The sequence below is a fragment of the Sphingomonas sp. Leaf28 genome, from assembly GCF_001421685.1.
GTDB classification, from domain to species: Bacteria; Pseudomonadota; Alphaproteobacteria; order Sphingomonadales; family Sphingomonadaceae; genus Sphingomonas; species Sphingomonas aurantiaca.
This window is the reverse complement of the sequence record NZ_LMKX01000008.1, coordinates 106,935-121,104: the sequence shown is the minus strand read 5'-3', so window position 1 is coordinate 121,104 and position 14,170 is coordinate 106,935. Positions and strand designations below refer to the sequence as shown.

General features: G+C 67.3%; 8 protein-coding genes. 7 read left to right on the top strand and 1 reads right to left on the bottom strand.

What is annotated here, in order from left to right:
• Nucleotides 1-33 precede the first annotated feature (33 nt).
• Nucleotides 34-2,844 (bottom strand): TonB-dependent receptor, encoded by a 2,811-nt coding sequence (locus tag ASE79_RS11030; protein WP_056416177.1) that lies wholly within the window; start codon nt 2,842-2,844, stop codon nt 34-36.
• A 378-nt stretch (nt 2,845-3,222) separates the two neighbouring features.
• Here ASE79_RS11030 and ASE79_RS11025 point away from each other — a divergent pair, with 378 nt between their 5' ends.
• The 7 genes from ASE79_RS11025 (at nt 3,223) to ASE79_RS10995 (ending at nt 14,142) form a co-directional block, all read left to right on the top strand.
• On the top strand, nt 3,223-3,981 hold the full coding sequence (locus tag ASE79_RS11025; RefSeq protein WP_056416174.1) for a copper homeostasis protein CutC: 759 nt from the start codon (nt 3,223-3,225) through the stop codon (nt 3,979-3,981).
• Nucleotides 3,982-4,067: 86 nt separating this feature from the next.
• The gene (locus tag ASE79_RS11020; RefSeq protein WP_056416171.1) at nt 4,068-4,805 is read left to right on the top strand and encodes a GntR family transcriptional regulator; all 738 of its coding nucleotides are present in this window, start codon (nt 4,068-4,070) and stop codon (nt 4,803-4,805) included.
• 85 nt (nt 4,806-4,890) lie between these two features.
• Nucleotides 4,891-5,898 (top strand): SIS domain-containing protein, encoded by a 1,008-nt coding sequence (locus ASE79_RS11015; protein WP_056417205.1) that lies wholly within the window; start codon nt 4,891-4,893, stop codon nt 5,896-5,898.
• 11 nt (nt 5,899-5,909) lie between these two features.
• The gene (nagA, locus tag ASE79_RS11010) at nt 5,910-7,061 is read left to right on the top strand and encodes an N-acetylglucosamine-6-phosphate deacetylase (RefSeq protein WP_056416168.1); all 1,152 of its coding nucleotides are present in this window, start codon (nt 5,910-5,912) and stop codon (nt 7,059-7,061) included.
• A gap of 1 nt (nt 7,062) precedes the next feature.
• Nucleotides 7,063-9,660, top strand: a complete 2,598-nt coding sequence (ptsP, locus tag ASE79_RS11005) for a phosphoenolpyruvate--protein phosphotransferase (RefSeq protein ID WP_056416165.1) — start codon at nt 7,063-7,065, stop codon at nt 9,658-9,660.
• Entirely contained in the window at nt 9,657-11,354 is a 1,698-nt protein-coding gene (gene nagE / locus ASE79_RS11000; protein WP_056416162.1) for an N-acetylglucosamine-specific PTS transporter subunit IIBC, read from the top strand. The genes ptsP and nagE overlap by 4 nt, the downstream gene beginning before the upstream one ends.
• A gap of 223 nt (nt 11,355-11,577) precedes the next feature.
• Nucleotides 11,578-14,142, top strand: a complete 2,565-nt coding sequence (locus tag ASE79_RS10995) for a TonB-dependent receptor (RefSeq protein ID WP_056416159.1) — start codon at nt 11,578-11,580, stop codon at nt 14,140-14,142.
• Nucleotides 14,143-14,170 lie beyond the last annotated feature (28 nt).

The window sequence follows — 14,170 nt, the reverse complement described above, 5'->3', positions numbered from 1 at the left end:
GGGTGGCGCGCCGGTCCCGACGCGCCCGAGACGTCACATCCGGAACGATACCGATGCCGCGAACGTGCGACCGTTCTTGTAGAACGCAGTCGGACGATCGCGCGTGCCGCTATACTGGGTGTAGGTCGAATCCAGCAGGTTCTGCGCGTTGACCGTTAGCGTGACCGCCTTGGTCAGGTTGAACCCGGCCGAGAAGTCGAGCTGGCTGTACGGCGCCACCATGTCGATCGAGTTCAGGCGACCGATCGCGCGGAAATAGGCCGAGCGGTAGTTGTAGCTCAGGCGCGCCTGGAACGGCCCGTTTTCGTAATAGGGGATCACGTTGACGGTGTGCTTCGACAGATAGGGCAGGTTCAACCCCTCGTCGGTCGAGCTCTCGGCGTAGGAATAGTTCGCCTGCAGGCCGAAGCCATGCCAGATTTCGCCCTGGGCCGAGACCAGCGCGCCGTTGACGTTCGCCTTGCCGCCATTGAGCGGCTGCGACACGAGATAGGACGCGTTGGTCTGCGTCAGTTCGTTGAAGAACGTCTGGCGGCTCAGCCCGTTGAGGATGTAATCCTTCACCTCGCGACGGAACAGTTCGAGCGACAACAACGCGCCTGCGCGCGGATAATATTCCGCCGACAGCTCGTAGTTGGTCGACTGATACGGCTTCAGGTTCGGGTTGCCGCCGCTGGCATCGAGCGTGATGTCGTTGCGACCGACCGAACCGCCGAGTTGCTCGTAGCGCGGCCGTGCGATCACCTTGGCAACGCTGCCGCGGAAGATCAGCTGCGCGCCGGCTTCATACGCGACGTTCAGGCTCGGCAGGAACTTCAGATAGTCGTTCTGCACGCGCTGCGGCACGATCGTCGGCAGGGTGCCGTCGGTGCCGGACACCTGGTCGGCATAGTTCGACACGTTCTTGGTATAGACCAGCCGGCCGCCGACATTCCCGCGAAAGCCGCTCTGCTCGAAGTTCAGCTGGACGTAGTTCGCCGCGACCGTCTCGTCGACGATGTACGACGCGGTCGGCTTGGCGACCGGGATGTTGATCGAGTTCGCCAGGATGTCGATCACGGCCTGCTGCGACAGGTTGATGTACTTGGTCGCGTTGCCCGTGCCGCCGGTGCCGTCGAACGTGCCGTTCGGCGTGGTCGACGTATCGACGCCGAGGCTCGCGAGCGTGTAGTTCGAGGTCGAGTAATTGTTGAAGCCGCTCGCGTTCAGGCGGTTGCGGTGATCGGTGAACTTGCCGCCGATCCGGATCTCCTTGAACGGCCCGGCTTCGAACGGGATGACCGCATCATAGCCCGCGTAGTAATCGCGATCGATCGTCTTGGAGAAATCGATCCCGCCCGCGCGTGCCGCGGTCAGCTGCGTGCCGTTGACGATCACCGGCGCACCGTCGATCGTCTGCGCCTGCGGACTGTTGCTGCGACGGTAATTCGCAGGATTGGTCAGGTCGCCGCCATATTCGACGTTCGCGCTGTCGGAGGTGAAGCCGTAGCTGTACGGAAGGTCGGTCCGCACATCGAACAGATATTCGGGATTGCGCCCGCCGATCGCCTTGCTCCAGCCGCCCGTCGCCGACAGCGTCGCGCCGCCGGGGCCTTCCCATGCGGCTTCGAAGTTGAGGTTGTCGGTGGTCAGCTTGGTCTTGCGGATCAGCAGGTCGAGCTGCGCGCTCTGGCTGCCCGCCGATGCCGCGCCGAAGCTCGCATTGGTGACGACGCCGTTCGCGACCGTCGCCGACTGGAGAACGTCGCCGCTCCACGCGCCGGGGATGACGTACATCGACTGGCTGCTATTGTTGTAGTTGCCGTCGATGTGCAGGCCGTTGAGCGTCAGCGTGATGTCGTCGGTCGGCTTGGCCTGGACCGTGCCGACATAGCTGATGCGCTTCCGCTCCTGCGTGAAATACGCGTAGTTGATGCCGAACGGCGACACCGCATTGGCGAGATCCTGACGCGTACCGCCGGTGACGGTCGCATTCGGGTTCTTCAGGACCGGCTGGCCGCTCGCGTCGCGCACGAGTGCGCCGTTCGTATCCTTCTGGAAGAAGCGATCCCCGGCGTTCTCGAACCCGAAGAATTCGACACCCGACCGCGTCAGGCTCTGCTTGTCGTAGGTGACCGCGCCGAGCACGCCGAACGTGCCGGCATCGTTGTGCCAGCTGTACAGGCCCGAGGCGCGGACGTTACCCTTGTCGGCGCGGTCGTTGTACGAATAGCCGCCCGAGGCGAAGATCGAATTGGCGGGCGTGTCGAGCGGACGGCGCGTGCGGACGATGACCGTGCCGCCGATGCTGCCTTCCTCGATCCGCGGCTCGGGCGACTTGTAGACCTCGAGGCGCTCGACGAGCTCGGGCGCGAGCAGCGAATAGTTGAACGTGCGGCTGGTCGGATCATTGTCGTTGCCGCCCCAATCGGCCGACGCCACCGCATGGCCATCGAGCAGCATCCGGTTGAGCGCGGGATCGGTGCCGTGGATCGCGACCTTCTCGCCCTCGCCGAAGCGACGATCGATGCTGACGCCGGGAACGTGCGAGAGCGACTCGGCGACGTTGCGATCCGGGAACTTGCCGATCGCCTCGGCGCTGATGACGTCGACGATGGCGTTGGCCTGGCGCTTGACCGCGATCGCGCTGCGCAGGCTGCCGCGGATACCGGTGACGACGATGTCCTGGCCGGTATCCTCGGCGGCGGCAGGCGCAGCGGCCTGCGCGTCGGCGGCTTCGGTGGGCGTCGTGGTCGGGGCGGTCGTGGGCGCGACCTGGGCTGTCGCTGACGGGGCGGAGAGGAAGCCTGCAAAACCGAACGCGATCGCGCTCGACGTCAACAAAACCTGCTTACGGAAAACCATCGTCAAAACCCCTTCCCAATCGACGCCGCAGCGTCATTCCGACCCGGACTATCGCCGCGTCACCGCTATCCAACCGCTGGTACTGTTTTGGTTACTATCTGAGCAGCTTGGTATGAATATCGTATAACCAATTTGATTGGGAAATCCATCGGAAATTACAGTTTGGTTACCTGCCGAGGGAACTTTTGCGACGGTCGGACAACCCGTTGTTTTCGGCCAGTTTAGTCTCGACCTACCGGGTGCTGGAGCGCCTGGTCGTGTCAGGATGCCGCCGTGGCGATAATACCTTTTCTTGCTCTTTGTTGGCGATTTTGTCGTTGAACGCGCCGACTCCATCGGCCAGACGTAATATAATTACGACCAACTGAAAGCCTGCGAATGACCCTCGAAATCTGCGTCGACGATATCGCGGGCGTGGACTCGGCGGTCCTGGGCGGTGCCGACCGTCTCGAGCTGTGTTCGGCGCTGTCGCTCGGCGGATTGACCCCGGCGCCCTCGCTGATCGCGACCGCGCGCGGACTCCCCATCCCCGTCCATATGCTCGTGCGCCCGCGCGAGGGCGGGTTCCGCTATACGCCCCCGGAGGCCGCGATGATCGCCGCGGACATCGCCGCCGCCGCCCAGGCCGGGCTGGCCGGAGTCGTGATCGGCGCGAGCGCCGCGGATCACACGCTGGACGCACCGCTTCTGGCACATCTCGTCGACCACGCACGGACCTGCGGGGCGGACCGCGGCGCACCGCTGTCGCTGACGCTACATCGCGCGTTCGATCTCTGTCCGGATCTCCCCGCCGCGCTCGAGACCGCGATCGCGCTTGGATTCGACCGAATCCTGACCTCGGGCGGCGCGATCAAGGCGATCGATGCGCTGCCGATGCTCGCGACGCTCCACCGCGCGGCCGCCGGGCGGATCGTCATCCTGCCTGGCAGCGGGATCGATGCGGGCAACGCGACTCGGTTCCTCGATGCCGGCCTGCGCGAACTCCACGCGTCTTGCGGCGCCGCGCTTCCGCTGGCGGCCGACGATGCGCTCGAACGCGAATTCGGGTTCGCCGCGACCGGCAGGCGGGCCACCGATGTCGACCGCGTTCGTGACCTGAAGTTGGTCCTTGATCGCTTCGCTCGCCAAGCCGCTTGAACAATACCAATATATAACGTATCCACCCTCTGCTGCCTGTCGCGATGCTCTCGGCATCCATACCGGCACCATCGAAAGTTGCCTTCATGTCCATTTCAACGAGCATTGGCAGGTTCCGGGATGGCAATCCTGCGCCGTTGTACGTCCAGCTCCAGCAGCTGATCCGCGATGCGATCAACCGCAACGTGCTGGCCAAGGACGACGCGCTCCCCGCCGAACGCGATCTTGCGGTCGAATATGACGTGTCGCGCATCACCGTCCGCAAGGCGATCGGCGGGCTGGTCGAAGAGGGACTGCTGACCCGCCGTCGCGGCGCGGGAACCTTCGTCGCGACGCGCGTCGAGAAGAGCTTTTCGAAATTGTCGTCCTTCTCGGAAGACATGCAGTCGCGCGGTCGCACGCCGAGCAGCGCGTGGGTCAGCCGGACGATCGGCATGGTGACGCCGGAGGAATCGCTGTCGCTCGGGCTGTCGCCGGGCTCGGCGGTGTACCGGTTCCAGCGGATCCGCTACGCCGACGACACGCCGATGGCGCTCGAATATTCGACGATCGCGGGATATTGCCTGCCGACGATCGATGCCGTGCAGGACTCGTTGTACGAGGCGCTCGAAGCCGCGGGCAACCGTCCGGTGCGCGCGCTGCAACGCCTGCGCGCGGTTCATTTCAGCCCCGAGCATGCCAAGATGCTCGGCGTCGACGCAGGCCATGCGGGCCTGTTCATCGAACGCCGCGGCTTCCTGCGCGACGGGCGGGCCGCCGAATTCACCCAATCCTATTACCGTGGCGACGCGTACGACCTCGTCGCCGAACTGAACGACATCTGACGCCGGCGCACGGGCGCCGGCCGGGGGGCTTACCGTGACCGAGACTATCGATACCGCCGGCAATGCGGCGTTGCCGCAGACACTGATGTTCAGCGAGGCCGCCGAGGCCGCCGATGCGGTCGCCCGGCTGCTCGCCGCCAACCGCGACGCGCTGGCCGCACTCGGCGAGCGGCTGCGCGCCGCGCCGCCCGCCGTCGTCGTCACCTGCGCGCGCGGGTCGTCCGATCACGCCGCGACCTATGGCAAATATCTGATCGAGACTCTGCTCGGCGTCCCCGTCGCCTCCGCCGCGCCGTCGGTATCGTCGGTCTATGCAGCGCCGATGGCGCCCGGCACCGCGCTGGTGATCGCCGTGTCGCAGAGCGGCCGCAGCCCCGATCTGCTCGCGACCGTCTCGGCCTATCAGGCGGCCGGCGCGCACGTCGTCGCGTTCGTCAACGACGAGGAGTCGCCGCTGGCCGCGATGGCCGACACGATGATCGCGCTCAAGGCCGGCCCCGAGCGCTCGGTCGCGGCGACCAAATCCTATATCTGCGCGCTCGCCGCCTTCGCCGCGCTGACCGCAGCCTGGTCGCAGAACGACCTACTGATCAAGGCGATCGACACGCTGCCCGACATGCTCGCGCTCGCGTTCGGCGCGAACTGGACGTCGGTGGTCGACGCGCTGGCCGATGCCAACAACCTGTTCGTGATCGGCCGCGGCTATGGCTACGGGATCGCGCAGGAAGCCGCGTTGAAGCTCAAGGAAACCTGCGCACTCCACGCCGAGGCGTTCAGCGCCGCCGAAGTCCGTCACGGACCGATGGCGATCGTCAATGACGGCTTCCCGGTGATCGCGTTCGCGACGTCCGACATGGCCGGCGACGGCGTGCGCGAGGCGGCGGCCGAGTTCCGCACGCGCGGCGCGGTCGTCTGCCTTGCCGATGCCAAAGTGAACGGCGACACCGAACCGGCCGCCTACACCGCGCACCCGGCGATCGAGCCGATCCTGATGATCCAGAGCTTCTACCGGATGGCCAACGCCCTCTCGCTGCGTCGCGGCCTCAACCCCGACGCGCCACTCCACCTCAGCAAGGTCACGAAGACGGTATGAGCGGCGTCGAAATGAACGAATCCCAGTTTCACGTCGTCAATGGCAGCGTCGTCACGCCGGACGGGCTGATGAACGGCGCAACGATCCGCGTCGTCGGCGACCGGATCGCGATGATCACCCCGCTCGAACGCGCGCCCGCCGACGCGGTCGATCTGGGCGGCGGCTGGCTCGTCCCCGGCTTCGTCGATACGCAGGTCAATGGCGGCGGCGGCGTGCTGCTCAACGACCAGCCGACCGTCGCGGGTATCGCCGCGATCGGCGCTGCGCATGCGCCCTATGGCACGACCGCGTTCATGCCGACGCTGATCAGCGACACGCCCGACGTGATCGAAGCGACGCTCGACGCAATGGATGCCGCTATCCTGGCGGGCGTGCCCGGCGTGGTCGGCGCGCATATCGAGGGACCGTGGATCAACCCGGCGCGCAAGGGCATCCACGACCCGGCCAAGTTCCGGTTGCTCGACGACGACATGATCGCGTTGCTGATCCGTCCGCGCAAGGGTCGCGTGATGGTGACGCTGGCGCCCGAGCTGACCGATCCGGCATCGATCGCGCGGCTGGTCGCGGGCGGCGTGATCGTCAGCGCGGGGCATACCGATGCGGATTACGAGACGATCGTCGCGGCGGCCGGCGCCGGGCTCAGCGGCATCACGCATCTGTTCAACGCGATGTCGCCGCTGCTGCACCGCGCACCCGGCGTCGTCGGCGCCGCGCTCGACGACCGCCATGTCTATTGCGGGCTGATCGCCGACGGCTTGCACGTCCACGACGCCGCACTCCGCCTCGCGCTCAACGCCCGCCCGCACGACCGCCTGATGCTGGTCAGCGATGCGATGCCGTCGGTGGGTGCGGTCGACAAGGATTTCCGTCTGCAAGGGCGCCTGATCCACGTCGAGGACGGCAAGTGCTTCGGCGAGGACGGGACGCTGGCCGGCTCCGATCTCGACATGGCCGGCGCGGTCCGCAACCTGGTCGCTCGCACGCATGCCGACGTGGTGACCGCGGCGGCGATGGCGTCGACCAACCCCGCCGCATTCCTCGGCCTGTCGCACGAACGCGGCGCGCTCGCGTCCGGATTGCGGGCGGACTGGGTCGCGCTCACGGCCGATCTGAGGCCCGCGGGCACCTGGATCGGTGGCCTCAAGATTGCCGACGGGATCTAGCATGAAACCCCTCATCCTGACGTCGCCCCTCCAGGGCTGGGCATCGCCTCTCGAGGCGGTCCCCGACCCGGTCTTCGCCGAACGGATGATGGGCGACGGGATCGCCGTCGACCCGACCGGCGATTGCCTCCATGCGCCGTGCGACGCGGTCGTGCTGAGCGTCCATGCCAGCGGCCACGCGATCACGCTGCGGACGGCCGAGGGCGCCGAGCTCCTGATGCATATCGGGCTCGACACGGTCGCGCTCGGCGGCCGCGGGTTCAGCCCCTGCGTCACCGAAGGCGCGACCGTCGAACGCGGCGACCCGCTGATCCGCTTCGATCTCGACCTGCTGGTCTGCGAAGCGCGCGCGGTCATCACGCCGGTGATCGTCACCAACCCCGAGCGCTTCACGATTCTTCGCCGCGAAACCGACAGACTGGTCGGCGTCGGCGAGGCGCTGATGACGCTCGAACCGCGCGACGGTGCCGCCGATGTCGCGATCGTCGAGGGTGACACCGTCCGCCGTACGATCGTTGTGCCTTTGGTCCACGGCATCCACGCGCGGCCCGCCGCGCGGATCGGCGAGATCGCGCGGAAATTCGTGTCCGAGGTGAAGATCACCAAAGACGAGCGCGACGGCAACGTCCGCAGCCCGGTCGCGCTGATGGCGCTGGGCGTAAAGCTCGGCGACGAGATCACGATCGCCGCCACCGGCCCGGACGCCGCCGACGCGCTCGCAGCGATCGGCGACCTGATCCTCGGCGGCATGGGCGAGAAGGCGCCCCCGGGCGTAAACGCACCCGCCCCAACCGCCCCCTCGTTCCCCCGCGAAGGCGGGGGCCCAGGAATCTCGAACGATAGCGCCCCTGACTCCTGGCCCCCCGCCTCCGCGGGGGAACAGCCAGTCGCCGTGGGGAAGGTTTTGACCCTCCCCGCCGACGGCCGCCTCCCCGGCGTCACCGCCTCCCCCGGTATCGCGATCGGCCAGGCCGGACTCTTCCGCCTCGCCGAGATCGCCGTCGTCCGCGAAGGCGCCGACGCAACCACCGAACGCACCGCGCTCGACGCCGCGCTCGCCACCGTCGCAGACCGGCTCGCTACCAAGTCGGCAACCGCAACCGGTGCCGAACTCGCGATCCTGACCGCGCATACCGCGCTGCTCGACGACCCCACGCTGACCGACGACGCACACGCGGCGATCACCCGCGGCGACAGCGCCGCCTATGCCTTCCGCACCGCGATCCGCGCGCAGGCCGATGCGCTCCACGCCACCGGCGACGCACGTCTCGCCGAGCGCGCCGACGACATGCTCGATCTCGAACGCCAGGTGCTCCGCGCACTCGCCGGCGAGGATCTCGACGAACGCCTCAGCTTCCCGCCCGGCACGATCCTGCTGGCGGACGACCTGCTCCCCTCGCATCTGCTCGGGCTCGACACCGCGTCGATCGTCGGCTTCTGCGTCGAGCGCGGCGGGCCCACGTCGCACGTCGCGATCCTCGCCGCGACGATGGGCCTCCCCGCGCTCGTCGCGATGGGCCCCGCGCTCGCGGAGATCGCCGCCGGCACGCCGCTGGTACTCGACGCCGGCGCGGGACTGCTCCACGTCGCCCCCGACGCCGCGACGCGCGCCACCGCACAGACCGCGTTCGACGCACAGACCGAACGCCGCCGCGCCGCGCTCGCCAACGCCGCGCGCGAATGCCGCACGCAGGACGGCGTCCGTATCGAGGCGTTCGCCAATCTCGGCTCGGCCGACGATGCCGAGTCCGCGGCCCGCAACGGCGCCGAAGGCTGCGGCCTGCTCCGCACCGAATTCCTGTTCCTCGAACGCGACAGCGCGCCGAGCGTCGAGGAACAGACCGCAGACTACCAGCGCATCGCCGACACGCTCGACGGCCGCCCGCTGATCGTCCGCCTGCTCGACATCGGCGGCGACAAACCCGCGCCCTATCTGCCGATCGCAGCGGAGGAAAACCCCGCACTCGGCCTGCGCGGCATCCGCGTCGGGCTCGCGCACCCCGAGATGCTCGACGCACAGCTGCGCGCGATCCTCGCGGTCCGCCCCGCGGGCCAGTGCCGCATCATGGTGCCGATGATCGCAAGCCTCGCCGAACTGCGCGCGGTCCGCACCGCGCTCGACGCCGCCGCTGCCGCGACCGGCCATACCGAGCCTGTCGCGCTCGGGATCATGATCGAGACGCCCGCCGCCGCGATCACCGCCGACCTGCTTGCCAGCGAAGCCGACTTCCTCTCGATCGGCACCAACGACCTGACGCAATACGCGCTCGCGATGGACCGCGGCAATCCGGCGGTCGCCAGCGACCTCGACGGGCTCCACCCCGCCGTCCTCCGCCTGATCGCGCGCACCTGCGAAGGCGGTGCGGTCCACGGCAAATGGACCGGGGTCTGCGGTGGGCTCGCCTCCGATCCGCTCGCGGTGCCGATCCTGATCGGGCTCGGCGTCACCGAATTGTCGTCCGCGCCCGCGCTCGTGCCCGAGATCAAGGCGCTGGTCGCGACGCTCACGATCGACGCCTGCCGCGCGCATGCCGCGGCGGCGATGTCCTGTATCTCAGCCGCGGACGTGCGAACGCTCGCCCGGAGTTTCCGCCCATGAAGTCGCTGCTCGAAGCCCTCCAGCCGCTCGGCCGCGCGCTCATGCTGCCGATCGCGGTGCTCCCCGTCGCAGGGCTCTTGCTACGCCTCGGCCAGCCCGACCTGCTCGACATCGCGGTGCTCAGCGCCGCGGGCGACGCGATCTTCTCGCATCTCGGCCTGCTGTTCGCGATCGGCGTCGCGACCGGCTTCGCGCGCGACGGCAATGGCGCGGCGTGTCTCGCGGGCGTGGTCTGCTACCTCGTCACCACGCAGGGCGCGCAGGCGCTGATGACCGTGCCTGCCGACGCGCTGAAAGGCCTGACCGGCGACACGATCGCGCTCGCCATCGCGGCGTGGAAGGCCAAGGCGATCGCGCGGCTCGACGTGCCGATCGGCATCCTGTCAGGGCTGATCGGCGGGAGTTTCTACAACCGCTTCTCCGCCATCGCGTTGCCCGAATATCTCGCCTTCTTCGGCGGACGCCGGTTCGTGCCGATCGTCAGCGGTCTCGCGGGGCTCGCGCTCGGGATCATCGTCGGCCTTGGCTTCGGCGCGCTGAGCACGGGCATCGACGGCCTGAGCTACGGGATCAGCGGTGCGGGCGGGTTCGGCCTGTTCGCGTTCGGGCTGCTCAACCGGCTGCTGCTCGTCACCGGGCTGCACCATCTGCTCAACAACATCGTCTGGTTCGTCGCGGGCGACTATCACGGCACGACCGGTGATCTCCGGCGCTTCTTCGCAGGCGATCCGGAGGCCGGCGGGTTCATGGCCGGGTTCTTCCCGGTGATGATGTTCGGCCTGCCCGCCGCGTGCCTCGCCATGTACCATGCGGCGCTGCCCGAGCGGCGGAAGGCGGTCGGCGGCATGCTGCTCAGCCTCGCGCTCACATCGGCGCTGACCGGCGTGACCGAGCCGATCGAGTTCAGCTTCATGTTCCTCGCGCCCGTGCTCTACGCGATCCACGCGGTGCTGACGGGCGTGTCGATGGCGCTGATGAACGCGCTGGGCGTCAAGCTCGGCTTCGGCTTCTCCGCCGGGCTGTTCGATTACGTGCTGAACTACGGCAAGGCGACCAAGCCGCTGCTGCTGCTCCCGGTCGGCCTCGCCTATGCCGCGATCTACTACGTCCTGTTCCGCACCGTCATCAAGCGCCTCGACCTCCCGACCCCGGGTCGCGAGCGCGATGCGCCGGTAGCGGCGGTGCCGATCGCAAAGAGCGAACGCGGCGCCGCGTTTGCCGAAGCGCTCGGCGGCGCCGCGAACCTCACCAGCGTCGGCGCATGCACCACCCGCCTGCGCCTGATCGTCGCCGACCAGGGGGCGGTCGACGAGGCACGGCTGAAGGCGCTCGGCGCGCGCGGCCTGATCCGGCCATCGGACAACGCGCTCCAGATCGTGCTCGGCCCGATCGCCGATTCGGTCGCGGTCGAGATCCGCGATGCGATCGCGGCGGGTGGCGTCACGCCCGTGGCGGCCGCTCCGCTGCCCGGGGTTGCCGACATCCGCCTCACGCCGGCGACTCTGGTCGCGCTGGGCGGCGCGGACAATGTCGAGGCCGCGACGCAGCATGGCACGCGCCTGCGCATCCGCCTCAAGGACACCGACCGCGCGTCGGCGACCGCGCTCGAAGCGCTCGGCGTCCACGCGATCGCGCGCCCCGCCCCCGGCCTGCTGCATCTGCTGACGACCCCGGGCGCAACAGTCGTCGCGTGACACACAGATAGACACATACGAGATGTTTCATATAAATCGGCAATACGGCCTGACATATGAGACATGATCGGACACATACCGGGACATCCCTACAACAACGATCCAGCAAAACATCGCTGGATAATCTTAGACCCTATACTGTCATCTTCGCTCCATATCGGATCGATCGGACTGCGGCCGCAATCAGCGGATCGCAGGTCGATCGATCTTCAAAGGGGTTTAGATGCGTAAGACTTTATTCTGCGGCGCGGCGCTCGCGGCGCTGATCCTGCCCGCGATGGCACAGGCGCAGTCGACCGGCACGGTCGACGCGGAATCGGATATCGTCGTCAGCGGGTCGCGGGCCAAGCCCGACGTCAACGGGATCCAGACGCCCGACACGCCCAAGGCCAAGGCGGTGCTGACTCAGGAACTGATCGAGCGTCGCACGCCCGGCCAGACGATCCTCGACACGATCAACCTGGTGCCCGGCGTCAACTTCACCAACAGCGATCCTTACGGCGGCTCGGGTGGCCAGCTGCGCATCCGTGGGTTCGACGGCAATCGCATCTCGCTGACGTTCGACGGCATTCCGCTCAACGATTCGGGCAATTACGCGATCTATTCGAACCAGCAGCTCGACCCTGAGCTGATCGAGCAGGTCAACGTCAACTTCGGCGCGACCGATGTCGATTCGCCGACCGCGAGCGCGTCGGGCGGCACGGTGAACTACCGGTCGGTGATGCCGAAGGACAAGCTGGGCGCGACCGTCGCCTATTCGCACGGCACCAACGACATGAACCGCGTCTTCGCCAAGATCGATACCGGCGTGTTCACCTCGTTCGGCACCAAGGCCTGGGTCTCCGCCAGCGAGCAGCGCTACGACCAGTTCCGCGGATCGGGCGAGATCAACCGCCAGCAATATAACGCCAAGCTCTACCAGCCGATCGGCAGCAAGGGCGATTTCATTGCGTTCGGCGCGAACTACAACCAGAACCGCAACAGCTCGTACAGCAACCCGACCCTGGCCAATATCCGCACCAAGCTGGGCGCGTCGGTCGTGCCCTCGACCGGGGTGAGTGCCGACACGCCCTACACGCTCGACCTCAACAAGGCCCAGTATGACGCGGTCTTCGACGACACGTCGAACGCCTATCTGTACGACCAGAGCTGTTCGCTGCCCTCGGCGAGCGGCGTGAACGGCACCAGCCAGAACGACCGGTCGTCGTGCGGGAATGCTTCGGGCACGGCGATCAACCCGTCGAACACCGGCAATTTTCGCATCAATTCGCGCTACACGCTGAGCGAGAAGCTCGTCTTCACGTTCGACGGTGCGTACAGCTTCACGCGCGCCAATGGCGGCGGCTCCGCGGTCTTCGCCGAGAGCAACGCCAACGCGACCAACGGCGCGGGCACGGCGGCGGCGACCAGCGTCTACACCTATCAGCTCCAGCGATTGGGTGCCGGCACCGCGGCGGGCGTCGATATCAACGGCGATGGCGACACGCTCGACTACGTCCGCGCCTATTTCCCGTCCAACACGCGCACGCAGCGTTTCACCGCGATCGCCGGGCTTCGCTATGACATCGACGCCGACAATGCGGTCCGCTTCGCCTATACCTGGGACCGCGCGCGCCACCGCCAGACCGGCGAGGCAAGCCAGCTCGACTCGACCGGCAATCCGTACGACGTGTTCAGCGCGCTCGACGGCGAGGGCAGTTCGGCGATCCTCGACGCCGCGGGCAACGTGGTCAACAAGCGCAACCGCCTGTCCTATGCGATCCTCCACCAGGTCTCGGGCGAGTATCGCGGGTCGTATTTCGGGGATGCGCTCAAACTGACGCTCGGCCTGCGCGCGCCGTTCTTCCGCCGCAACCTGACCAACTATTGCTACACGATCCCCGGCAATTCGAGCGACGGCTATTGCACCTCGCAGACCGCCGCGCAGGTTGCCGCCAACCCGACCACCGCCACCTATGGTGCGCCGTACAAGAACCGCATCAAGTCGTACAACGCGGTGCTGCCCAACGTCGGGCTGACCTATGCCTTCACCCCGAACGCGAGCATCTTCGCCAGCTACGCCAAGGGCTTCTCGGCACCGCGCACCGACAATCTCTATGCGTTCGACGACGTGAAGATCGCGCCGGTGAACGAGGTGAAGCCCGAGAAGACCGACTCGTTCGATCTCGGCCTGCGCTATTCGTCGCGACTGATCCAGGCGCAGCTCGCCGGCTGGTACATCCATTACGACAACCGCATCATCTCGACGCTGACCACGCTCGAGGGCGGCGGCACGCTGACCACCGATCGCAACGTCGGCACGGTCAAGAGCAAGGGCGTCGACGCGAGCCTCGGCATCACCCCGATCCGCAACGTCTCGCTCTACGGGTTCGCCTCGTACATCGACGCCAAGCTGCAGGACGATGCGGTCGACCCGACCACCGGCGCGATCACCGCGGCGACCGCGGGCAAGTTCGTCGTCGAAACGCCGAAATGGCAATTTGGCGGCCGCGTCCAGGCATCGTTCGATCCGGTTTCGATCGGCGCGCAGGTCAAGCATGTCGGCAAGCGCTACGTCACCGACGTCAACGACCTGATCGCGGCGGGCTATACCACGGTCGATCTCGACGCGCGGTTCGACCTGGCATTTGCCGGGCTCGACAAGAGTTTCTTCCAGCTGAACGTCTCGAACCTGTTCAACGAACGCTATTTCGGCAATCTGAGCACCGGCACCTCGTCGGCGAGCACGACGCGCTACACGTTCGGTGCCCCGCGCACCGTGATCGGCTCGGTCCACTTCGAGTTCTGACCCGAAACCGCCCCGTCGTCCTGCGGGA